The organism is Micromonospora fluostatini, from assembly GCF_050410825.1.
Lineage (GTDB): Bacteria > Actinomycetota > Actinomycetes > Mycobacteriales > Micromonosporaceae > Micromonospora > Micromonospora rosaria.
The window spans coordinates 6388588-6410002 of record NZ_CP191251.1 but is presented as its reverse complement, the minus strand read 5'-3'; the positions used below and the strand labels follow the sequence as shown (position 1 = coordinate 6410002).

23 protein-coding genes are annotated in these 21415 nt (G+C 75.3%); 6 read left to right on the top strand and 17 right to left on the bottom strand.

The window, feature by feature from the left end; translation table 11 throughout:
- Positions 1-31: 31 nt before the first annotated feature.
- The 8 genes from ACQUFX_RS28565 to ACQUFX_RS28530 form a co-directional block, all read right to left on the bottom strand.
- Complete coding sequence (locus ACQUFX_RS28565; RefSeq protein WP_428963292.1) at positions 32-1144, bottom strand: COG1361 family protein; 1113 nt, start codon at positions 1142-1144, stop codon at positions 32-34.
- 31 nt (positions 1145-1175) lie between these two features.
- On the bottom strand, positions 1176-1715 hold the full coding sequence (locus ACQUFX_RS28560; protein ID WP_428963291.1) for a hypothetical protein: 540 nt from the start codon (positions 1713-1715) through the stop codon (positions 1176-1178).
- A 59-nt stretch (positions 1716-1774) separates the two neighbouring features.
- Positions 1775-2308, bottom strand: coding sequence for a hypothetical protein (locus ACQUFX_RS28555; RefSeq protein WP_428963289.1), 534 nt, complete (start codon positions 2306-2308; stop codon positions 1775-1777).
- Between the two features lie 50 nt (positions 2309-2358).
- Positions 2359-3612, bottom strand: coding sequence for an outer membrane protein assembly factor BamB family protein (locus tag ACQUFX_RS28550; RefSeq protein WP_428963288.1), 1254 nt, complete (start codon positions 3610-3612; stop codon positions 2359-2361).
- A 97-nt stretch (positions 3613-3709) separates the two neighbouring features.
- Positions 3710-4192, bottom strand: a complete 483-nt coding sequence (locus ACQUFX_RS28545) for an SRPBCC family protein (RefSeq protein ID WP_428963287.1) — start codon at positions 4190-4192, stop codon at positions 3710-3712.
- A gap of 76 nt (positions 4193-4268) precedes the next feature.
- Positions 4269-4478 (bottom strand): DUF397 domain-containing protein, encoded by a 210-nt coding sequence (locus tag ACQUFX_RS28540; RefSeq protein ID WP_428963286.1) that lies wholly within the window; start codon positions 4476-4478, stop codon positions 4269-4271.
- A 231-nt stretch (positions 4479-4709) separates the two neighbouring features.
- Positions 4710-5906 (bottom strand): fumarylacetoacetase, encoded by a 1197-nt coding sequence (fahA, locus tag ACQUFX_RS28535; protein ID WP_428963285.1) that lies wholly within the window; start codon positions 5904-5906, stop codon positions 4710-4712.
- Complete coding sequence (locus tag ACQUFX_RS28530) at positions 5903-6760, bottom strand: hypothetical protein (RefSeq protein ID WP_428963284.1); 858 nt, start codon at positions 6758-6760, stop codon at positions 5903-5905. Before ACQUFX_RS28530 ends, fahA begins: the two co-directional genes overlap by 4 nt.
- Before the next feature lie 90 nt (positions 6761-6850).
- Here ACQUFX_RS28530 and ACQUFX_RS28525 point away from each other — a divergent pair, with 90 nt between their 5' ends.
- On the top strand, positions 6851-8014 hold the full coding sequence (locus tag ACQUFX_RS28525) for a homogentisate 1,2-dioxygenase (RefSeq protein ID WP_428963283.1): 1164 nt from the start codon (positions 6851-6853) through the stop codon (positions 8012-8014).
- Positions 8015-8086: 72 nt separating this feature from the next.
- On the opposite strand, the gene ACQUFX_RS28520 is transcribed toward ACQUFX_RS28525, so the two are convergent.
- Genes ACQUFX_RS28520 through ACQUFX_RS28505 form a run of 4 tightly spaced genes read right to left on the bottom strand, consistent with a single transcriptional unit; the run spans position 8087 to position 10857 of the window.
- Entirely contained in the window at positions 8087-9112 is a 1026-nt protein-coding gene (locus ACQUFX_RS28520; RefSeq protein ID WP_428963282.1) for a tetratricopeptide repeat protein, read from the bottom strand.
- Positions 9113-9122: 10 nt separating this feature from the next.
- Positions 9123-9605, bottom strand: a complete 483-nt coding sequence (gene ispF, locus ACQUFX_RS28515) for a 2-C-methyl-D-erythritol 2,4-cyclodiphosphate synthase (RefSeq protein WP_428963281.1) — start codon at positions 9603-9605, stop codon at positions 9123-9125.
- A 16-nt stretch (positions 9606-9621) separates the two neighbouring features.
- Positions 9622-10317, bottom strand: a complete 696-nt coding sequence (gene ispD, locus ACQUFX_RS28510; RefSeq protein ID WP_428963280.1) for a 2-C-methyl-D-erythritol 4-phosphate cytidylyltransferase — start codon at positions 10315-10317, stop codon at positions 9622-9624.
- Between the two features lie 54 nt (positions 10318-10371).
- A complete protein-coding gene (locus tag ACQUFX_RS28505; RefSeq protein WP_007073334.1) occupies positions 10372-10857 on the bottom strand; it encodes a CarD family transcriptional regulator in 486 nt (161 codons plus the stop codon).
- A gap of 319 nt (positions 10858-11176) precedes the next feature.
- Here ACQUFX_RS28505 and ACQUFX_RS28500 point away from each other — a divergent pair, with 319 nt between their 5' ends.
- Entirely contained in the window at positions 11177-11914 is a 738-nt protein-coding gene (locus tag ACQUFX_RS28500) for a hypothetical protein (RefSeq protein WP_428963279.1), read from the top strand.
- Here ACQUFX_RS28500 and ACQUFX_RS28495 read toward each other — a convergent pair.
- The 4 genes from ACQUFX_RS28495 to ACQUFX_RS28480 form a co-directional block, all read right to left on the bottom strand.
- Positions 11881-12483, bottom strand: a complete 603-nt coding sequence (locus ACQUFX_RS28495; RefSeq protein WP_428963278.1) for a hypothetical protein — start codon at positions 12481-12483, stop codon at positions 11881-11883. The two genes, ACQUFX_RS28500 and ACQUFX_RS28495, sit on opposite strands and share 34 nt — an antisense overlap.
- Before the next feature lie 77 nt (positions 12484-12560).
- Positions 12561-13610, bottom strand: coding sequence for a type III polyketide synthase (locus ACQUFX_RS28490; protein ID WP_428963277.1), 1050 nt, complete (start codon positions 13608-13610; stop codon positions 12561-12563).
- Positions 13611-13645: 35 nt separating this feature from the next.
- Positions 13646-14815, bottom strand: coding sequence for an acyl-CoA dehydrogenase family protein (locus ACQUFX_RS28485; RefSeq protein WP_428963276.1), 1170 nt, complete (start codon positions 14813-14815; stop codon positions 13646-13648).
- A gap of 55 nt (positions 14816-14870) precedes the next feature.
- Entirely contained in the window at positions 14871-15737 is an 867-nt protein-coding gene (locus ACQUFX_RS28480; RefSeq protein WP_428963275.1) for a methyltransferase domain-containing protein, read from the bottom strand.
- 46 nt (positions 15738-15783) lie between these two features.
- On the opposite strand from ACQUFX_RS28480, the gene ACQUFX_RS28475 reads away from it, so the two are divergent.
- From ACQUFX_RS28475 to disA, 4 genes are all read left to right on the top strand, one after another.
- Positions 15784-16623, top strand: coding sequence for a UbiA family prenyltransferase (locus tag ACQUFX_RS28475; protein ID WP_428963274.1), 840 nt, complete (start codon positions 15784-15786; stop codon positions 16621-16623).
- 280 nt (positions 16624-16903) lie between these two features.
- Positions 16904-17677, top strand: coding sequence for a hypothetical protein (locus tag ACQUFX_RS28470; RefSeq protein ID WP_428963273.1), 774 nt, complete (start codon positions 16904-16906; stop codon positions 17675-17677).
- A 95-nt stretch (positions 17678-17772) separates the two neighbouring features.
- Positions 17773-19242, top strand: a complete 1470-nt coding sequence (radA, locus tag ACQUFX_RS28465; protein ID WP_428963272.1) for a DNA repair protein RadA — start codon at positions 17773-17775, stop codon at positions 19240-19242.
- 96 nt (positions 19243-19338) lie between these two features.
- Positions 19339-20523 (top strand): DNA integrity scanning diadenylate cyclase DisA, encoded by a 1185-nt coding sequence (gene disA / locus ACQUFX_RS28460; RefSeq protein WP_428963271.1) that lies wholly within the window; start codon positions 19339-19341, stop codon positions 20521-20523.
- Positions 20524-20605: 82 nt separating this feature from the next.
- On the opposite strand, the gene ACQUFX_RS28455 is transcribed toward disA, so the two are convergent.
- Positions 20606-21415 carry a hypothetical protein gene (locus ACQUFX_RS28455; RefSeq protein ID WP_428963270.1) on the bottom strand — a complete coding sequence of 270 codons (810 nt, stop codon included), beginning with the start codon at positions 21413-21415 and terminating at the stop codon, positions 20606-20608.

Sequence of the window (21415 nt, the reverse complement as noted above, 5' to 3'; positions counted from 1 at the left end):
TCCGCGTCGACACGGGGCTTTCGCGTACGCGCTACCGGGCGGGAAGCGCGGCGCTGAGCCGGTTGCCCCGGCGGCGGTAGGCGTACCCGGCCAGGAGGGTCAGCACCAGGCCCGAGGCGACCAGCCCACCGATCAGTACCGGGACGGCCAGGTCGTCCTCGTCGCTGGCGGCCGGCGGTACGGTGCCGAAGGTGACGGTGCCGTCGCTCTCCCCCTTCGTCCAGCCACTGGCCAGTTCGAGCCGGGCCGACCACCGCCCGTCGGGCAGCCGGCGGTCGAGCACGACCCGCAGGGTGGTGCCGGTGCCCGGGGCGAGGGTCTTCGCCTCGGCCCGGACCGGCCCGGCGGAGAGCCCGCCCGGGCCGTCGGAGAGCCACAACTGGCCGGCCAGGTCCAGCGCGCGGCGTCCGGTGTTGCGGACGTCGGCGGTGACGACCGGGCTGCCGTCCGGCTCGCGCTCCCCGCGCAGCGCCCCGATCTGGAAGCTCGACGGCGGCTCACCGCCCGGCCCGACCGACAGGTAGACGCGGATACCGACCCGCCCGATGTTGCGGACGTTCCGCCCGTCCACCCCGGCGACCTCGGCCCAGACGACCGCGTACCGCTCGCCCGCCGAGGCCCGTGGGGGGACCCTGATGGTCACCTGGGCCACCCGCTCCGCGTCGGGCTTCAGGGTCACCGTGGTGGGCCGCACCTCGATCCAACTACTCAGCTCGTTCTCGGTCCGGTCGGGAGCCAGGTAGAAGCCGCTCCCGGTGACGTCGGCCGCGGCGGCGTACAGCGCGATGTCGCGGGTGATCGGCGACGGGTTCTTCACCACGATCCGCCGGGTGATGATGGTACCCGGACGGACATGGTCGACGACGTACTTGTGCGCCCGGCTGTCGTCCCGGCGGCTCACCGGCGCGTCGAGCAGGCGGATGCCCACCTCGGTCACGGGCCCGGCCGGTTGCCGGCTCGGGTCGGCGCCCGCGCCCGGTGAGCGGTTCCGACCGACCGGCTCGATCCCGGCCTGCCCGGTCCCGGGCCGCTCGGGATCGGCCCCGGACCGACCGGGGTCGGGCGCTGCCGCCGGGACCGTGGTCACCGCCGGAGCGGCGGGCGCGGCAGGCACCGGCGCCCCGGCGGCGACCAGCAGGGTCACCGCCAGGGCGAGGGTACGGACGTGGGTCCGGTCAGGCCACCGAATGGGTGATCACCCCCGAGTAGGTGCCGCCGACCGCGCTCGCCGGGATGGTGATGCGCAGGCTCGGGTTCCAGGAGGCCGAGTTGTTGCCGCTGCCCGAGGTCTTGGAGAAGGCGACCCGGGACGTGTTCAGCGCGACCGCGTCGGCGGAGGTGGGCTGGCCCGGGACGAAGGTGCCGGTGCCGCTGGTGGCGATGGCCGGGCCGGACCAGTACTCGATGAGGTTGGGCAGGATGGTCTCCGGGCCGGTGCCGCCCCCGGTGGTGAAGGCGCTGCTGGTCACGGTGGCCGTCCAGGTGGCCGACAGGGCGGCACGGCTGTCGGTGACCGTGACGTTGCCGAGTTGACCGGTGAGGGTCGAGCCGGCGAACGTGGCCCCGAGGTTGACCGACGGAGGCACCGCGATATCCAGGTTCGCCGTCGAGACGGTGAAGGTGACGGTGGTGTCGCCCGAGGGCGCGGCGGTGGCCGGTGCGGCGACGGCGAGCACCGCAGCCCCGGCGGCCAGGGCAAGAAGTGGCTTCCTCATGACGGTCATGGTAAGCCGACAAATAGGCTTTTAGGTGTCAAATCGGGCAGCAGGCGAGATCAGGCGACCGAATGCGTGATCGTGCCGGTGTAGCTCCCCGCGACGACGCCGGACGGGATGGCGATCCGCAGCGTCGGGCTCCAGGACACCATGTTGTTGCCGTTGCCGGCGGTCTTGCGGAACGCCTCGCGGGGGACGCCGAGCGTCACCGCCTGGGCCTGGGTCACCTGCCCCGGGACCAGCGTCCCGCCACCGGTCTCCCGGACCGCCGGCCCCGACCAGTACGACACCTGCCCGTTGGCGATGGTCCGACCCGCCCCGCCGGCCCCGGTGACGAACGCGGTCGCGGAGACGGTGACGACCCAGAGGTTCGGGTTGACCGGGCCACGCTGGTCCCGCACCTCGACCGACCCGAGGCGACCCGTCAGGGTGCCGCCGACGAAGCCGACGCCCAGGTTGACGGCGGCCGGCACGGCGATGTCGAGACCGACGACCCGGGCCAGCGCCACGGGGTCGGTGGCGGCCTCCCGCGCCGGCAGGCCGAGGCCACCCAGGGCCAGCACGGGCCCGAGCATGGCGGACAGAACTCGCACGGGTGAACTCTAGGGATTATGCTGCTATTTGTCCACTTTTGGAGGGCTGCTCATGTCGCCGCCAGGATGACCGCCTCCGGCGTCAGGAAGTACCGCGAGTCGTCGGCCTCCGGGGCCACCGGTTCCTTCAGGCGCTCCACCGCCACGTACCCCGCCTGCGCGTACGCCCGGCCGGCTGCCCAGCCGACGCCGTCCCGGCCGGCCATCAGCGGGAACCGGGACCGCACCGCCCCGGTGCTCGGGTTCAGGGTGATCAGGTCGTTCTCGTCGGTGAGCAGGTGCACCAGGCCGGGCTGGACCGCGACGAGCCGGCCCGGCGGGAGGTCGGCCCGACGCCACGACTCCTCACCCGTACGCAGCGAGCGCCCGGTCACCGCGCCGTCGGTCACCACCACGACCCGCTCCCCGTCCAGCTCGGCCCCGACCGGGTCCAGCGCAGGTGCCGACACCGGGGAGCCCTCCCCCACCAGCCACCCCTGCGCCGGGCCGGCGGGCCGGCCGACCGTGCGCAGGCCCCGGCAGCGGGCGCGGTGCTCCGCACAGCCGACCGGGGTGACCGTCAGCTCGGCGGTGGCGCCCGGCGGCTGCCACCGGCTGGTGCTGCGCCCGGTGGCGAGGTCACGGAACTCGACCACGGCCGGCTCGGCGCACCGGTCCACCACGACGAACTGCCCGGCGGCCGTGGAGCCCACGTCGGAACGGCATCCGCCGTCCACGGCCACCGACCAGAGCCGCCGGCCGTCGGCGGCGGCCACCGCCACCACGCGGTCGGGGCCGGTGACCACGAACAGGGCACGCCCCTCGGCGTCCCGGGCCGGGAAGAGTCCCGGCGGGTCCCAGACCGCGTCGGCACCGGTCCGGCGGGCGGTCCAGCCCTCGGCCGGCTCCGGCCCGTCCACCTGCCAGGCGACCGCACCGGTACGCGCGTCCAGCGCCACCAGCCGCCCGTCCGACCAGCGGCTCAGCGCCGTCGTGCCCTCCGCCACCACCCCGCTCACCTGGGCCGGCCAGCGCCGGTACGACCAGTACGGGGTGCGCCGGTTCCGGTTGTCCACCGGCTGGTCGGCGTAGACCTGGCGGGGGGCGGCGTACACCCGGAGGCGGCCGTCCACGATCAGCGGGGCGACGGGCAGCCGGCCGACGACCCCGGCGGAGGGCTCGGCGGGCGCCGGGTAGGCGGCCCGGGCCGGCGTGCTGACCTCGGCGGGCGCGAGGACCCGGTACACCGTGGCCGCCACCGCCGTGGTGACCAGCAGCGCCGCGACCGCGACGACGATCCGGCGCCGGCCCTTCGGGAACCCCATGCGCACCTCCGCCCGGCACCCTACCCAGCGGAGCCGCCCGCATCCCGGCCAACCCCACGCCGGCCGGGCCGCCCCCGGTCGGCGCGGCGGCCGGTGCTCAGGCGGCCTCGGTGGTGGCGGCCCGCTCCACCGCCGCCGCCAGGTCGGCGAGGTCGTGGCGCAGGGCCCGCTCGACCGCGCGGGCGGCCAGGCCGCCGAAGATCAGCGCCACCACCCGGCCGTAGCCGGCGGTCGGCTCGGCCTGCTGCGCGACGGTGACCGCCGTGCAGCTACGGCGGCGACGCCGACGCTGGCGGAGGGTCCAGGTGACCCGGTAGTCGACCCCGGCGCCGGGCGACCCGAGGACCAGCCGACCGGGCGCGACCGCCTCCAGCACCACGAACTCCTCAGCCAGGCCGCCCCCGCCGGGGCGGGAACGGACCTCCCGCCAGGCGGTGCCCGGCCCGAGCGGCCCCGGGGTGAGCACCTCGACCGCGCCGACGGCGGTGAGCCAGTCGGCGCGGGCGCGCAGGTCCGTCAGGAGCCGCCACACGTCGACGGCCGGCGCCTCGATGAATGCGGTGACCGAAACCGTCGGCATGGCACCTCCCGTGTCGACCACCGTACGACCGGTGCGGGCGACACGGGGGCCCGTGGCGGCATTTCCATGGATCGGGTCAGTGGCGGAACCCTCCGGAGCGGAGGCCACCGACGAAGGCCGTCCACTCCGACGGGCCGACCGACAGGGTCGGGCCGGTCGGGTCCTTCGAGTCGCGTACCCCGACCACGCCGAGGACGTCGACCAGGTTGTCCGCCACCTCGACGCAGAGTCCCTGGTCGTTGGAGCGGCTGCTGGTGCGCCAGATGGCACCGGTGAGCTCGTTCATCGTCATTCCTTCCTGTTCCGGTCCGGATGCCGCCCCGACGAGGCGGCCGGCCCGGGTCGGACGCGACCCGGGCCGGCTCGTCGGTGGTGGATCACGGTCGAACAACGACGGGACCGACGACTCGCGGTCGCACATTCGGTCCGACCACGGCCGGGACCTCGGCCGGCGACCGGACCGGTGGGCCCGGGAGGCCGGCGCGAGGCGGCGGGACAGGAGGGAGGACGGCCCCGGTCAGCGGGGCGGACGGATGGTTCCGGTCACCTCGCCGAGGGCGATGGTGCCGCCGTCCGGGCCGGGCGCGGTGGCGGTGAGGGTCACCGTGTCCCCGTCGGCGAGGAAGGTACGGCTCTCGCCCGCGACCGTGACCGGCTCCGCGCCGCCCCAGGTCAGCTCCAGGAACGAGCCGACCTGCCCGCGCTGCGGGCCGGAGACGGTGCCGGAGGCGTACAGGTCCCCGGTGCGCAGCGACGCGCCGTTGACGGTCAGGTGCGCCAACTGCTGCGCGGGGGTCCAGTACATGGCGGCGAACGGCGGCTCGGCGACCCGCTGGCCGTTCCAGTCGACCGCCAGCCGCAGGTCCAGCCCGAGGTGCGGCTCGTCGCGCAGGTAGTCGACGACCGGCGGGTCCTGCACGGGCGCGGGGACGAACGCCGCGCCGAGCGCGTCGAGCGGGGTGACCCAGGCCGAGACGGAGGTGGCGAAGGACTTGCCCAGGAAGGGCCCGAGCGGCTGGTACTCCCAGGCCTGGATGTCCCGGGCGGACCAGTCGTTGACCAGCACCACGCCGAAGACGTGGTCGGCGAAGTCGGCCACGGCGACCGGCTCCCCGAGCGGGCTGGGCACCCCGACCACGAACCCGACCTCGGCCTCGATGTCCAGCCGGACCGAGGGGCCGGTGACCGGGCCGTCGGGGGTGCCGCGCTGCCCCCGGGGGCGGACCACCGGGGTACCGGAGACCACCACCGTGCCGGCCCGACCGTGGTACCCGACGGGCAGGTGCCTCCAGTTGGGCAGCAGCGGCGGCTGGCCGGGGCGGAAGATCTGCCCGACGTTCGACGCGTGGTGCTCGGAGGAGTAGAAGTCGACGTAGTCGGCGACCTCGAACGGCAGCAGCAGCTCGACCTCGGCGAGCGGGACCAGCAGCGGCTCCACCACGGGCCGGTGGGTGGCCTCGGTGAGCAGTTCGGTGACCCGCTGCCGGACGGCCGTCCACTGCGGGCGGCCCAGCGCCATGAACTCGTTGAGCGTGGGGCGGCCGAACGCGCCGCCGGCCAGCACCAGGCCGGCGGCCTCCGCCCCGGCCAGGTCGAGCACGGCGTCGCCGATCCGGACGCCGATGCGGGGCTCCCGCCCGGCGTGCCGGAAGACCCCGTACGGCAGGTTGGTCACCCCGTACGGCGAACCGTTCGCGCCCGTCACCCAGGTCATGCCTCGAAGCCCCCGTTCACCAGCCCCAGCCGGCTCAGATCGGTCAGTGGTTCCAGGATGCTGCACGAGCCGTACCCGACCCAGAGCGGACGGTCCCGGTGCCGCCCGGCGTGGGCCGGCTCGGCCAGCCGTACCGGATCGGTGGTGGCGAGCAGGGCGGCCACCGCCTCCACGCCGGCGCCCGCGTCGGCGGCGAGCACGGCGGTCAGCACGTTGCCGAAGCCGTGGTGGGTGAAGCCGGTCGCCGGGTCGAGGTGGCGCACCGCGTGGTGCAGGCCGGCGGTCAGCTTGAACGGCAGCTCACGGTCCCGGCAGGCGCAGATCACCGCGGCCAGCTCGGCCGGGGTGGGGAAGAGCTCGGCGGCCAGCCCACCGGTGCGGAACTTCGCCGCGACCGGCAGCCCGCCGGCCCGCGCCCCGGCCAGGGTGTCCAGCGCCCGCATCAGCCCGAAGGTCAGCGGGACCTCGGCGTACCCGGTGACCCCGTCCAGCCGCCCGGCGAACTCCAGCAGCTCGGTGAGGCCGGGCTGCGGGTCCTCGCCCCGCTTGGCGACCGGCGCCTCGACCTGGCGGACGGTGACGCGCGGGTCGGCCCCGGCGAGGACCGCGCCGAGCTGGTCGACCGGCACGTCGGCGACCACCCCGACGGTGATCCGCTCTTCCGGCCCGAGCAGCCCGGCCAGGTCGGGCAGGGCGGTGGCGGGCAGCAGCAGCGGGCCGACCAGGTCGGCGTACCAGGCGGCGCGGTGGCGGCGGTGCGCGGTGACGGCGTCCGGCAGGCTCGCGCTGCCGGGCGGGAAGACGGCGGCGTCGTCGACGAGTCCGGCCAGGAGGCGGGGCACCTGCGTTGACACGAGACAAGAATCTACGGGACGCTACAAGGAACGGACAACAGCGTCCGATTATCGGACGCAGGAATAGGCGAACCGGTTCCGGGAGGGGACATGCCGTACTACCGCCGCGTCGGTGACGTGCCCCGCAAGCGGCACACCCAGTTCCGTCAGCCCGACGGCAGCCTCTACGCCGAGGAACTGGTCGGCCAGGAGGGCTTCTCCTCGGACTCGTCCCTGCTCTACCACCGGTACGCGCCGACCGCGATCGTCGCCGCCGAGGAGTTCCGCCCACCCGCCGTCACCCGGACGCCCAACCTGCCGCTCAAGCCCCGGCACCTGCGGACCCACAAGCTCGACGGCACCGGCGCCGACCCGGTCCTCGACCGGCAGTACCTGCTCGCCAACGACGACGTCCGGATCGGGTACGTGCTCGCCGACCGACCCGGCCCGCTCTACCGCAACGCCACCGGCGACGAGTGCCTGTACGTCGAGTCCGGCGGGCTGCGGGTGGAGTCCCCGTTCGGCGTGCTGGAGGCGGTGGCCGGGGACTACGTCATCGTCCCCACCTCCACCATCCACCGGCTGGTGCCCACCGGCGCCGACCCGACCCGGCTGCTGGCCATCGAGGCGACCGGCCACATCGGCCCGCCCAAGCGCTACCTCTCCGTACGCGGCCAGTTCCTGGAGCACTCGCCGTACTGCGAGCGGGACGTGCGGGGGCCGGAGGCGCCCTGGCAGGTCGACGCGACCGACGTGGAGGTGCTGGTCCGGCACCGCCGGGGCTGGACCCGGTACGTCTACGCCAACCACCCGTTCGACGTGGTCGGCTGGGACGGGCACCTGTACCCGTGGGCGTTCAGCATCCACGACTTCGAGCCGATCACCGGGCGGATCCACCAGCCCCCGCCGGTGCACCAGACCTTCCAGGGCCCGAACTTCGTGATCTGCTCGTTCGTGCCGCGCAAGGTGGACTACCACCCGGACGCGATCCCGGTGCCGTACAACCACCACAACGTGGACTCCGACGAGATGCTCTTCTACACCGGCGGCAACTACGAGGCGCGGCGCGGCTCCGGCATCGAGCAGGGCTCGATCTCGCTGCACCCGTCCGGCTTCACGCACGGCCCGCAGCCGGGCGCCGCCGAGCGCGCCATCGGCGTCGACTACTTCGACGAGTTGGCCGTCATGGTCGACACGTTCCGCCCGCTGGACCTCTGCGGCGCGGCCACCACCTGCGAGGACGACGCCTACGCCTGGACCTGGGCCCGCCGGTAAGGAAGGGCCCCCTCTTAACGCATACGGCAGAGAAGGGAACCCCTCTCACACCCCCGCCGCAGGGCGCAGGGGTCAGGCGACCGGACGGCGGTAGACGGCCAGTTGCGCCACGGCGGTGACGGCGATCGCCAGCACCAGCGGCCAGGGCGTGCCGAACAGGGCGTAGAGCAGGATCAGGGCGGGCGCGGCGGCCACCGCGTACACGGCCACCGCCAGCGGCCGGTCGGAGCGGAGCAGGCCGGGCAAAATCGTGCTGGTCAGGCCGGGCAGCTTGGCGGCGTACCGCCACACCAGCAGGCCACCGCCGAGCGCCGCCGCCGCCGCGAAGAACCGGGACATCGCCCCGTTCCCGGCCGCCAGGCAGGCCACCAGGACCGTGGCGACCAGCGACCAGCCGGCGCCGTAGAGCACCAGCCGGCGCAGCCCGTCGGAGATGGTGCGTCGGGAGTCCACCCGCCCGGGGCTCATCGCCGCCGCCTCGGCCAGGTGCTCCAGCGCCTCGGCGTAGCGCCGCTGCTCCAGCCGGAGCACGCCCATGTCGTGCCGGGCCTCGGCGAGCTGCGGGTCGAGGCGCAGCGCCTCCCGGTAGGCCCGCTCGGCCAGGTCGAACAGCTCCAGCCGGGCCGCGACCAGGCCGAGCACCAGGTGCGCCTGCGGCTCCTCGGGCGCCAACTCCACCCCGCGCCAGGCCGCGTTCAGCGCCGGCTGGCCGTTGCGCGCGCCGGCCAGGATCGCCGCCGCGCTGCGCTGGGCGTACGCGTCGTTCGGGCCGAGCGTCAGGATCTCGTCGGCGGTCCGGGCCGCCTCGGCGTACTCCCCCAGGTCGACCAGGGCCAGCGCCCGGGTGACCAGCGCCGGGACGAAGTGCGGGACGGCGGCCACCGCCGACTCGGCCGCGGTACGCGCCTCGGCGGGCCGACCGGCGGCCAGGTGCACCTGGGCGAGCATCGTCAAGGCCAGGGGGTTGCCCGGGTCGAGGGCGACGGCGTACCCCAGTTCCGCCGCCGCCTCGTCGTAGCGGCCGAGTTCGGCCAGGAGCTGGGCGCGCTGGAGGTAGCCGTCGGCCGAGGACTGGTCGGGTGCGGCGTCGTTCGACATCGCGGCGAGCCTAGGCCGACCCGGCCGGGTACACCAGGGCCACCGCGATCCCGGCGAGCCCCTCGGCGCGGCCGGTGAAGCCGAGGCCGTCGGTGGTGGCGGCGGAGACGGTCACCGGGGCGCCGACGGCGGCGGAGAGCACCCGCTGCGCCTCCTCCCGGCGCGGCCCGATCTTGGGGCGTACCCCGACGACCTGGACCGAGACGTTGCCGATCTCGAACCCGGCCGTCCGCACCCGGCGGGCGGTCTCGGTGAGCAGGGCCACCCCGGAGGCGCCGGCCCACTCCGGCTCGCCCACCCCGAAGGTGGCCCCGAGGTCGCCCAGGCCGGCGGCGGAGAGCAGCGCGTTGCAGGCCGCGTGGGCGGCGACGTCGGCGTCCGAGTGGCCGGCCAGGCCGTCCTGGTCGGGCCAGTGCAGGCCGGCCACCCAGCACGGCCGGCCGGGCTCGAAGGCGTGCACGTCGGTGCCGATGGCCACCCGGGGAACGATCATGGGACGAGGGTACGCCTCACGACTCGCTCGTCAGCAGATGCTCGGCGAGGGCCAGGTCGAACGGGCGAGTGATCTTCAGGGCGTACTCCGAGCCGGGGACGCAGCGCACCGCGACACCCTGCTTCTCGACCAGGCCGGCGTCGTCGGTCAGGGCGTCGACGGCGGCGGCGTGCGCGGCCGACAGCACGGCCCGGCGGAAGCCCTGCGGGGTCTGCACCGCCCGCAGGGTGGCCCGGTCGACCGTGCCGAGGACCACCTCGCCGGCGTCGACCTCCTTGATCGTGTCGACGACCGGGAGCACCGGGATCACCGCGTCGTGACCGGCCCGGACCGTGGCGGCCACCGACTCGACCACCTCCGGCGGGGTCAGCGCCCGCGCCGCGTCGTGCACCAGGACGATCTCCAGGCCGGCGGGCACCGCGGCGAGGGCGGCGGCGACGGACGCCTGACGTTCCGCCCCACCGGGGACCACGGTGACCGGGGCGACCGGGGCGAGCAGGTCCCGGACGGCGGCCACCTCGGCGGCCGGGGCGGCGACCACGATGGTGTGCACCGACGGTGCGGCGGCGAGCCGACGGACCGCGTGCACCAGCAGCGGCTCCCCGGCGAGCAGCCGCAGTGCCTTCGGGCGGCCGGGGCCGAGACGTACCCCGGCACCGGCCGCAGGCACGAGGACCGCGACGTCACCGCGCGGGTTGAGCTGCGCGGTCACGTCGCGGTCCTCGAATTCTTGTGCTGCGGGGTGGGTACGAGAATGCTGCGGAGACTAGGCCTCGGTCAGCACCTTGTCGAGAAGCGTCTCCGCCTCGTCCTTGGTGCTCTTCTCCGCCAGCGCGACCTCACCGACGAGGATGTCCCGGGCCTTGGCGAGCATGCGCTTCTCGCCGGCCGACAGGCCCCGCTCCCGCTCCCGACGCCACAGGTCGCGAACCACCTCGGCGACCTTCAGCGGGTTACCGGAGGCCAGCTTCTCCAGATTTGCCTTGTAACGCCGCGACCAGTTGGTCGGCTCCTCGGTGTGCGGAGCCCGGAGAACGTCGAAGACCTTACCGAGGCCCTCTTCGCCCACCACCTCACGCACGCCCACGATCTCGGCGTTCTCAGCGGGCACCCGGACAGTCAGGTCACCCTGTGCGACCCTCAGGACGAGGTACTGCTTGGGCTCGCCCTTGATGACCCGAGTCTCGATTGCCTCGATGAGTGCGGCCCCGTGGTGGGGGTAAACAACGGTCTCGCCGACACTGAAAACCATAGGTTCGAAACCCCTTTCGCTGTGTCTAGGGTAACACGCTCAGGCACCGATGTCTCACCGCTGTCCTGACCGTTGGCGCAGCTCAGGGGCCATGTGAGAGGTATTTCTTCGGCTTGACACAGGGCCAGACCGATGGTTTCACCACGCTCCGTAATCGCCAGGTGCCCTCCCGGTGAAGGCCGTCGGAACCGCCCTGGCGAGGCGATACGCACACTTCATGTTATCTCCCGGATTCGCTCCGCGCCCAGGTGTGGCGTCAGCCGCCCCGGTGCGGGACGCTTGAGGCACACCGCCGACCCACACGGTTTCAGGGGGTCCGATGGGCATACCGGACGCAGGGGGACCCGGGTCCGCCGACGGCCTCCCCGGCCTGCCCCCGGAGTGGGGCCGGGTGATCGTGCCGGACGACGCCGCCGCGCTCGCCGACGAGGCGGCCCTGGTCCGGCGGGAGCTGCGCCGGGAGGCGACCCGGCGGCGGTGGCAGCGCCGCCTGGGCGGCACCGGTCACCGAATGCTGGGGCTGCCGCTGCTGGTCCTGCTGGTGGTCGCGTTGACCACCACCGCCGCCCTGCTCGCCGTCGCCTGGCCCCGCCCGCCCCGTGGCGGGGACCGGCCCACCGTCGTGCCGTACCCGCCACCGAGCGGGCTGGCCGGCCGGCCGCTGCCCGCGGTGGACCTGCTCGACGCGGACCAGTCCCCGGTGCCGCTGCGCGGCCTGCTACCCGCCGTGATCATCCTGGTCGACGCCTGCGAGTGCGCCGCCCAGGTGGCCGCCGCCACCGCCGCCACCCCGCCCGGCGTCCACGTCGTGCTGGTCGGCCCGTCCGCCGCCACGCCCGGCGACGGGGCCACGGGCACCGGCCCGCCACCCGGCGACCCACCGGCCCGCGTCCTCACCGACCCCTCCGGCAGCCTGCGGGCCTTCCTCCAGGTGCCGGCCCGGCCGGACAGCGCCACCGTGCTGCTGGTGACCCGCTCCGGCGCCCTGCACCGGGTGGTGTCGCAGGCGCGGACGGTCGAGGACTACCGCGCCGACCTGGTCGCGCTGGTGCGCTGACCGTCGGGCACGGCGTGACCACCGGGCACGGCGACCACCTGGATCTGCACCTCGGCCGTGCCCCGGCGGTACGTGCCCATCCGGATCGAGACCGGCCCGGCGCCGGCGGGGATCCCGATCCGGGCCAGGTCGCCGTCGCACGCCGACCGGTCCGCCTCGGTGACCCGGTCCCGGCCGGTCCACACCCAGAGCCGGGACCCGGTGCAGCGGTACTGCACCACGTACCGGCCCCGGACACCGGGATCGAACGCCCAGCTCACGCTCTCGCCCCCGGCGATGGTCACCCGGTCTGCGGCCGCCGGGCCGAAGCCGGGGTACCCGGTGCCCAAGCGGCCTCCCCTGGTCAGCGCGCGGGTCGACCCGGTCACCTGACCCGTACGGGGGTCGAGGACGATCTGAGCGCTCCCGCCCGGTTCGACGCGGATCAGTTCGGGAGGGGACGCGACCGCCGGTACGGGGGCCGGGCCCGGGGCGTTCGCCCGCCACCACACGCCGCCACCGACCAGCGTCACCAGGACCGCCCCGAACAGCAGGGCACTGCGGCCCCAGCCACCCGCCTCGACGCTCACCCGTCGAGGGTAACCAGCCACTCCCGGCCCCGCACCCGTGCGGAACAGGCCAATCGGCCGGAAGTCTGATCGGACGCTCAGTCCTGCCGGTCGAGCAGGGCCGCGTACAGGGTCAGCCCCGGGCCGAAGGCGAGCAGGACGACCCGCTCCGGCGGTCGGGCCGTCCGCCCCAACCGGTCCAGGATCAGCAGCACCGTCGGCGAGGAGCAGTTGCCGTGCTCGGCCAGGGTCGCCCGGGAGGCGGCCAGCCCGTCCGCCGGCAGCGCCAGCTCCCGCTCCACCACGGTCAGGATGCGCGGGCCACCGGGGTGCACCGCCCAGCCGTCCACCTCGGACAGCTTGCGGCCGTGCCGGGTCAGCAGCTCCTCGACCAGCCCCCGGACGTGCACCGAGAGCACCTGCGGCACCTGCGGCGACAGCCCCATCCGGAACCCGGTGTCGGTGACGTCCCAGGTCATGTGGTCGGCGGTGGAGGTGTCGGTGACCGAGGCGACCTCGCGGACCGCGTACCCCCGGCCGTTAGGGACGACCACGGCGGCGACCGCGGCGTCCGAGAAGAGCGCGTGGGAGACGATCTGCTGGGTGTCCATCCGGGTCCGGGCGGGTTGCAGGTGCAGACTGGTCAGCTCGGCGCAGAGCAGCACCGCCGGCCGCCCCCGGGCGGTGACGAAGTCGCTCACCGCGCCCAGGCCGGGCAGGGCGGCGTAACAGCCCATGTGCCCGACGAACATCCGCTGGGTGTCCGGGGCCATGCCGACGTCCCGGGCCAGCACGATGTCCAGCCCCGGGGTGGCGTACCCGGTGCAGGAGCAGACCACGAAGAGGCCCACGTCGGCGGCGGCCAGGCCGGCCTCGGCCAGCGCCCGCTCGACGGCCTGCCGCCCCAACGGCACCGCCTCCACCTGGTACCGGCGCATCCGGCGCTCGGTCGGCCACTCCGAGACGTTCTCCAGCAACGGGCTCACCGCCGCCTGCCGCCGGGTCACCCCGGAGTTGGCGAAGATCCGCTGGGCCATCGCCCGGGTGCTGCCGGAGAAGTGCCGGGAGAAGAAACCCGCCCACAACTCGTCCTGCCCGGCCGACGGCGGATGCGCCGTCCCCAGCCCCGCGATCACCGGTACGGCCACCCTTGCCGCCTCTCCTCCAGCCGCCCGACCGGCGGTCACCACCGAGGTGTCGATCCGTCGCGGTCCGGGTCGCCGCCCAGCGCCGCGACGCCGAGCCAGTCGGCGCACACGTCGGAGGTGGCCGGGTGCAGCGAGCCGCACCGGGCGTCCCGGTAGAGCCGTTCCAGCGGGTGCCCACGCCGGGTCGCGGAGGTGCCGGCCGCCTCCACCATGGAGGCCGCCACCTCGGCGGCGGTGGTGCCGGCCAACAGCTTCGCCCGCCACACCCAGCGGTTGGTCTCCTCGTCGCCCGGGGCCTCGTCCACCCGGCGGGCCGCCTCGGCCACGGCCAGCCCGGCGGCGGCAGCCGCCGCGTCGGCCCGCCCGAGCCGGGCCCGGACCGCCGGCAGGCCGGCCAGGTTCCGGGCGACGAGGTGCTCGGCCGCCGCGTCGATCGCGGCCCGTGCCACCCCGGCGTAGACGGCGGCGTAGCTGGCCACCAGCCAGTGCGGCATCAACTGGGCGACCACCAGGGCCAGCCCCTCGACCCCGCCGAGCAGCCGGTCCGCCGGCACGGTCACGTTCAGGTGCAGGTCGTGCGAGGCGGTGGCGCGCATCCCGAGCGAGTCCCAGGTCGGCTCGACGTCCAGCCCGGCCGGCCCGGCCGGGACCAGGAACTGGGAGACCACCGACGGGTCGGTGGCGCTGCGGGCGGCCACCAGGTACCCGTCGGCGTGCCCGGCGCCGGAGCAGAACGTCTTGCTGCCCTTGAGGTGCCAGCCCCCGTCGACCGGCTCGTAGACCGTGCTGAGCTGGGACAGCCGGGCACCCGCCCCGCGTTCGCTCATCGCCACCGCGTACCAGGAGCCCTCGGCCGCCGCCCGCAGCAGCGCGTCCCGGGCGGCCAGCGCCTCGTCCGGTACGCCCAACGCCTCGGCCAGGTCCTCGGTGACCGCGCCGAGCGCGCCGGTGACCGAGGCGTGCATGTTGAACACCAGCGCGGTCGCGCCGTTGCCCCGGGCCAGCTCACCGGCGACCGCCGCGTACTCGGCGAAGGTGGCCCCCAGGCCACCCAGCTCACGCGGCACCATCAGGCCGAAGAGTCCGGCCTCGCGCAGGTCCGCGAAGTCGTCGACGGGGAACGAGCCGTCCCGGTCGTGCTCGGCCGCCCGGGCGGCGAACCTCGGCGCCAACCGGCGGGCCGTCTCCAGCGCGTGCACCGTCATCCTCGCTCCTCTCGGGCGTCCCCCACCTCTACCCTGGCAGCGCCACCGCTACCCACTACCCACGCCGGACGCCCCGTCCCTGGTACAACACCGCGGTCGACCAGGTGGGCACGATCCGGGGCGGCCGGCCGCCCGCAGCGGCGGTGGCCAGCATCCGCCGGGCCAGCCAGCCGACCAGCCCCGAGACCTCCGGCCGGACCCCGCGCACCCGCAGGTCGACGCCGTGCCGGGCGCACTCGGCGATCAGCGCCCGGTGGTCCACGAACAACCGTGGATCGTGGATGCCCCGGGGCACGGTGGGCAGCCGCTCGGCCACCCCGACCGCGACCAGCCGGCTCAGCGCGGTGTCGTTCAGGGTGTCCAGCACCAGCAGGCCACCCGGCCGCAGCAGCCGGCACGCCTCGGCCACCGCCCGCCGCCAGTCGGGTACGTGCTCCAGCAGTTCCCCGGCGGCGACCACGTCGGCGCACCCGTCGGCCAGCGGGACGGCGGTGACGTCGGCGTTGACCACGGACACCCCGTGCGTGGCGGCCTGTTCCAGCGCGGACCGGGTGAGGTCCACCCCGACGTGCCGGTACCCCTTGCCGGCCACGTGCGGGGCGAGCAGCCCGGCCCCGCAGCCCAGGTCGACCAGGAGCGCGTCGGGCCGGGACGCCGGGGGCACCAGCGCCGCGCGGGCCCGCGCCAGCCAGTGCAGCATGGCGAACGCGCCGTCCGGCCGCCACCACTCACCGGCGAGGTCGTCGTACTGCCGGGGGTCGTTGCGCGGCAACGAGCGGGGCCGCGCGCCGGGCTGCTCAGCCCCGGGCGGTTCAGCCCCGGCCCCCGGCGGCGAGCCGGCGGGGCCCTCGTCCGGTGGCCGGGAAGCGTCGGGCGGCGGGGACAGCCGGCCGGACGGCGGAGTCGCACCCACGTCTCGCATGGCACCGAGCGTGGCACGACTCCCCGGTAACGACCAGACTTCTCTTATGTCGCGTTTGGTGTTAGGGCTGGTCAAAGCCAGTCATCCGGAGCCGACCGCCGCGGTCACCCTGGTCGCCGGCCTGCTCGCCTGGGGCGTCGGGCACCGGCCGGCCGGGATCGTGGCGGTGGCCGCCACCGTGGGGGCGAGCCAGCTCGCGACCGGCTGGGCCAACGACGCGCTCGACGCCGGGCGGGACGGCGCGGTCGGGCGGACCGACAAACCGGTGGCGGCGGGGACGGTCGGCCGCCGGACGGTCGCCCTGGCCGCGCTGCTCGCCGCCGTGGCCACCCCGCTGCTCGCGCTGACCACCAACCCGACGGCGGCGTTCTGGGCGACCGCCGGCCTGGTCTCGGCCCTGCTCTACGACTGGCCGCTGAAGTCGACGCCGGTCTCGGTGCTGCCGTACGCGTTCTCCTTCGGCACGCTGCCCGCGTTCGTCGTGCTGGCCCTGCCCGGCGCGCCGGCCCCACCGCTCTGGCTGGTCGCGGCGGCGGCCTGCCTGGGCGCCGGGGCGCACTTCGCCAACGTGCTGCCCGACCTGGCCGACGACGCGCGGACCGGGGTACGGGGCCTGCCGCACCGGCTCGGCCCGACCGGCAGCCGGCTGGCCGCCGCCGGGCTGCTCCTCGTGGCCACCGGGGTCCTCGTCCTCGGGCCGCCCGGCCCGCCGTCCGCGCTCGGCCTCGCGGCGGTGCTGACCGCCGCCGTGGTACCGCCCCTGAGCTGGTACGGCGGCCGGCTCGTCGGCCGGTCGTCGGTCCGCCCGGTGGCCGCCTTCCGGGCGGTGCTGCTGGTGGCGCTGATCGACGTCGTCCTGCTCGTGGCGAGCGGCCGGCTGGTCTGACCGGAACGGGCCGGCCGGCCGTCGTCCCCGGTCGCCCCGGAACGGGCCGGCCGGTCGCTGCCCCCGGTTCCCGGGAGCGGGCCGGCCGGCCGTGGCCCCCGGCCGTCCGGAAGGGCTGGGCGGCGGCGTTCCCGGGCGCCCGGTCCGGCCCTGGTGGTGGTGTTCCCGGGTCGCCGTGCGGCGGCCGTCGCGGCCCAACTACCCTGGAGCGCGGTCTGCGCGGGTATGGCCACCGCGCCCGGCGTGCGACCGGGCGGGGATCGCAACGAGGAGGACCGACGTGACGCGCTCGATCAGGGCATCCCGACGGGCGGCCGTGCTGCTGGCCGGAATGGTGGCGGTGACCAGCCTGGCCGCCGGCTGCGGCACCGGCCAGGTGTCGGAGACGGCCAACAAGGTGCCGTCGGTCCAGGGCGTCAACATCCAGACTCCGGACAACGGCTTCAAGATCCGCGGACTCCAGGTCGACTACCCGGGCACGGAGGGCTACGAGGCCGGCGACAACGCCCCGCTCAGCGTGATCCTCTACAACGACACCGACCGTGCGATCACCGTCACCGTCGGCACCGACAGCGCCCGGGAGGTGCTGCTCACCGGCACCGCCGGCACGGCCAGCCCGACCCCGTCCGAGTCGCCGGGCAGCCCGCCCTCGCCCGGTGGCCCCGGTGGGCCCACGCCGTCCGGGACCGGCTCGGCCTCCCCCGAGGCCTCCCCCTCCCCGGAGGGTTCGCCCTCCCCCGACGGGTCGGCCTCGCCGAGCCCGTCCGACGACGAGTCCGCCTCCCCCGGCCCCTCCGCCCCGGCCGGCCAGCCGGCCCGGATCGAGGTGCCGGCGCTCAGTTACGTGCAGCTCACCGGGGGCGCCACCGGTCAGCTCCAGCTCATCGGCCTGAACGAGGCGCTGCTCGCCGGCCAGCAGGTGAACCTGGTCTTCGACCTCGGCAACGGCCAGACCCTGCAGACCCCGGCGCCGGTCGCCGTGCCGCTCACCCCGGCCGCCCCGCCGTCGCCGATCATCGAGCGTGAGTTCGGCATCGAGGGCGAGGGGCACTGACCCCCGGAGTCGACACCTGATCGAGCCCGACACCGCCGGCGTGGAGACCCATGCCGGCGGTGTTCTCGTCACAGCGGCCGGCTAGCGTCCCTGGTGTGACGACCTCCCGATCGAACCTGCCGGCCGGCGCCGGCCGGGGGCGTGCCGGCACCGCCGGCCGGGCCCGCGGCGCCGCCCGTGAGCCCCGCCCGGCGTACGAGTGCGACGCCTGCGGACACCAGCCGCCGAAGTGGGTGGGTCGCTGCCCGGAGTGCGGCGAGTGGGGTTCCGTGGTCGAGTCGACCCTCACCGGCCCGACGGTCGCCGGCCGGGTGGTCAGCTCCCGGATGCCCGCCGAGCCGGCCCGCCCGATCGCCGAGATCAGCGCCGCCCCGGCCCGCGCCCGGCCCACCGGCGTCAGCGAGCTGGACCGGGTGCTCGGCGGTGGCCTGGTCCCCGGTGCCGTGGTGCTGCTCGCCGGCGAGCCCGGGGTGGGCAAGTCGACCCTGCTGCTCGACGTGGCCCAGCAGTGGGCCGCCGGGGCGGGCAGCCCGTCGCTCGTGGTCAGCGGCGAGGAGTCGGTCAGCCAGGTGCGGTTGCGCGCCGAGCGGATGGGCGCCCTGCACGAGCGGCTCTACCTGGCCGCCGAGAGCGACCTGGGCGCCGTCCTGGGCCACCTGGACGCGGTCGGGCCGGGGCTGCTGGTGCTCGACTCGGTGCAGACCATCTCCACCACCGGCACCGAGGGCGTGCCGGGCGGGGTGACCCAGGTCCGGGCGGTCACCGCCGCGCTGGTCGCGGTGGCCAAGGAGCGGGGCATCGCCACCGTGCTGGTCGGGCACGTGACGAAGGACGGCCAGGTGGCCGGCCCCCGGGTGCTGGAGCACCTGGTCGACGTGGTGCTGCACTTCGAGGGCGACAAGCACTCCTCGCTGCGGATGGTGCGCGGCGTGAAGAACCGGTTCGGCGCCGCCGACGAGGTGGGCTGCTTCGAGATGCACGAGGGCGGCATCAGCAGCCTGGCCGACCCGTCCGGGCTCTTCCTGACCCGGTACTCCGAGCCGGTGCCGGGCACCTGCGTCACGGTGGCGATGGAGGGTCGCCGGGCACTGGTCACCGAGGTGCAGGCGCTGATCGGCGCGACCGTCGCCGGCTCGCCCCGGCGGACCGTCTCCGGGCTGGACGGCGCCCGGCTGGCGATGGTGCTGGCCGTGCTGCAACGGCGCACCGAACGGCTCACCCTGCACGACCGGGAGGTCTTCGCCGCCACCGTGGGCGGCATCCGGGTGGTGGAGCCGGCGGCCGACCTGGCGGTCGCGCTCGCCGTCGCCTCCGGCGGGCTCAACCTGGCCATCGACCCGCACCTGCTGGCGATCGGCGAGGTCGGGCTGACCGGTGAGGTACGCCGGGTCGGCGCGGTCCCCCGCCGGCTGGCCGAGGCGGCCCGGCTCGGGTTCCGGTACGCGATCGTGCCGCCCGGCTGCGGCCCGGAGTCGACCGGCGCCGGCCCGGAGAACATGCGCGTGGTCGAGGCGACCGACGTCCGGTCCGCGCTCCAGGCCGCAGCCCGCGCGTCGGCCGGGTGACGCTGCGTGTACGACGGAACGGAAAAGGGCCGGTCACGTGACACATCACAGTAACCGCGACAGCACCCAACGCAGGGCAGTCCGTAGACTGTGCCCGTGCCGATCGACCGCGATGCCACCAAGCCTGCCGGCGCGACAACCCACGTCCGCACGGGTGCCGTGGGTTCGCCCGCCCGTCCGATCAGCGTCAGCGTGACCGGGGGCCCCGGCGGCGCGAGCGGTGACCCGCTCCGCGCCAATCTCGCCCTGATGGCCCCGGGCACCGCGCTGCGTGACGGACTGGAACGGATCCTGCGCGGCCGGACGGGCGCGCTGATCGTCCTCGGCTACGACAAGGTCGTCGAGGGGCTCTGCACCGGCGGTTTCCCGCTGGACGTGGAGTTCTCCGCCACCCGGGTCCGTGAGCTGTGCAAGATGGACGGTGCGGTGGTGCTCTCCAGCGACGGCACCCGGATCGTCCGCGCCGCCGTGCACCTGATGCCCGACCCGTCGATCCCGACCGAGGAGTCCGGTACCCGACACCGCACCGCCGAGCGGGTCGCCCGGCAGACCGGGTACCCGGTCATCTCGGTCAGCCAGTCCATGCGGATCATCAGCCTGTACGTCAACGGCCAGCGCCACGTGCTGGACGACTCGGCGGCGATCCTGTCCCGGGCCAACCAGGCGCTGGCCACCCTGGAGCGGTACAAGCTCCGCCTGGACGAGGTCTCCGGCACCCTCTCCGCCCTGGAGATCGAGGACCTGGTCACCGTCCGGGACGCGGTCGCCGTGGTGCAGCGGCTGGAGATGGTCCGCCGGATCGCCGACGAGATCGCCGGGTACGTGGTCGAGCTGGGCACCGACGGCCGGCTGCTCGCCCTCCAGCTCGACGAGCTGATGGCGGGCGTGGACGCGGACCGCACCCTGGTCATCCGGGACTACCTGCCCACCGGCCGCAAGTCCCGCACCCTCGACGAGGCGCTGGTCGAGCTGGACCTGCTCGGCGCCACCGAGCTGATCGACCTGGTCGCCGTCGCCAAGGCCATCGGGTACCCGTCCGCGTCGGACGCGCTGGACGCGGCGGTCAGTCCGCGCGGCTTCCGGCTGCTGGCCAAGGTGCCCCGGCTGCCGGTGGCGATCGTCGACCGGCTGGTGGTGCACTTCGGCAGCCTGCAACGGCTGCTCGGGGCGACCGTGGAGGACCTGCAGGCCGTCGAGGGGGTCGGCGACGCGCGGGCCCGGGGCGTCCGGGAGGGGCTGTCCCGGCTGGCCGAGGCGTCCATCCTGGAGCGGTACGTCTGACCCGCGCCGGGCACGCCTGCGCCGGCCGCGCGGCGTGCCACCCGGTGCCCCGGCCCGTCCGGGCGGGCGGCACACGCCGGGGTCAGCCGACGATGGTGATCTCCACCGGCTCGCTGAGCTTCGTCCCGAGCCGCCCGTAGAGCTGGTACGTCCCGGGCTTCACCGGCTCGCCGGTGGCGGCTCCCTCGCCGCAGCGGCTGCTGTCCCGCCCGTTCCAGGCCACCTGGTACGACCGCTCGAAGCCGGCGGTGAACGACTGCATGTCGGAGCCCTTGGCCACGCCGCAGGTGTCGGAGGACCAGACCTTCTCCGCGCCGGACTTGATGAACAGCTCCTGCGGGTCCGCGCCGACGTCCCGGCTGCAGGTCCGCTCCGACCGATTCTTGATCTTGATATGCAGGTTGACCACCGTCCCGCTGGTGGCCCGCGCGGGGTTGGCCACCGGGGTCACCAGGATCTCCTCGTCCGTGCACAGGTCCGCAGCCGCCGGCACGGCCGGCACCCCGGAGCCGCCGAAGGACGTGCCCTGGCCACCGGAGTCGCCCGAGCCCGGATTGCCCGGACCGCCGCCCGGGTTGCCCGGACCCGCGTCCGGCCCGACCTGGCCACCCGAATCGCCGGAGCCGCTGCTGTCACCCTCGCCCCCCGGGCCGCCCGGCGCGGCCGAACCGCCCGGCCCCTCCGACGGCGTCCCGGTCTGCGGGGTCAGCACGGACTCGTCCGGCGCCGGCACCCCCGAGGGGGACGGCGCGCCGCCCCGTGTCCCCCCGGTGTTCTCCGACCGGTTACAGGAGTACAACAGGACTATCAGGAGCAGGACCACCGCGCCGAGCACGACGGCGCGACGCCGCCAGTAAACGGCGGATGGCAGGGGACCGACCGTCAGACGCAT

Bases quoted from the DNA above. Each gene is read 5' to 3' on its own strand.
- ACQUFX_RS28480 (WP_428963275.1), bottom strand. From the start codon at position 15,737: ATGCGAGACGTGGGTGCGACTCCGCCGTCCGGCCGGCTGTCCCCGCCG.
- fahA (WP_428963285.1), bottom strand. From the start codon at position 5,906: ATGACCTGGGTGACGGGCGCGAACGGTTCGCCGTACGGGGTGACCAAC.
- ACQUFX_RS28560 (WP_428963291.1), bottom strand. From the start codon at position 1,715: ATGAGGAAGCCACTTCTTGCCCTGGCCGCCGGGGCTGCGGTGCTCGCC.
- ACQUFX_RS28550 (WP_428963288.1), bottom strand. From the start codon at position 3,612: ATGGGGTTCCCGAAGGGCCGGCGCCGGATCGTCGTCGCGGTCGCGGCG.
- ACQUFX_RS28455 (WP_428963270.1), bottom strand. From the start codon at position 21,415: ATGCGTCTGACGGTCGGTCCCCTGCCATCCGCCGTTTACTGGCGGCGT.
- ACQUFX_RS28525 (WP_428963283.1), top strand. From the start codon at position 6,851: ATGCCGTACTACCGCCGCGTCGGTGACGTGCCCCGCAAGCGGCACACC.
- ACQUFX_RS28505 (WP_007073334.1), bottom strand. From the start codon at position 10,857: ATGGTTTTCAGTGTCGGCGAGACCGTTGTTTACCCCCACCACGGGGCC.
- ACQUFX_RS28520 (WP_428963282.1), bottom strand. From the start codon at position 9,112: ATGTCGAACGACGCCGCACCCGACCAGTCCTCGGCCGACGGCTACCTC.
- ACQUFX_RS28545 (WP_428963287.1), bottom strand. From the start codon at position 4,192: ATGCCGACGGTTTCGGTCACCGCATTCATCGAGGCGCCGGCCGTCGAC.
- ACQUFX_RS28540 (WP_428963286.1), bottom strand. From the start codon at position 4,478: ATGAACGAGCTCACCGGTGCCATCTGGCGCACCAGCAGCCGCTCCAAC.
- ispF (WP_428963281.1), bottom strand. From the start codon at position 9,605: ATGATCGTTCCCCGGGTGGCCATCGGCACCGACGTGCACGCCTTCGAG.
- ACQUFX_RS28500 (WP_428963279.1), top strand. From the start codon at position 11,177: ATGGGCATACCGGACGCAGGGGGACCCGGGTCCGCCGACGGCCTCCCC.
- ACQUFX_RS28485 (WP_428963276.1), bottom strand. From the start codon at position 14,815: ATGACGGTGCACGCGCTGGAGACGGCCCGCCGGTTGGCGCCGAGGTTC.
- ACQUFX_RS28475 (WP_428963274.1), top strand. From the start codon at position 15,784: ATGTCGCGTTTGGTGTTAGGGCTGGTCAAAGCCAGTCATCCGGAGCCG.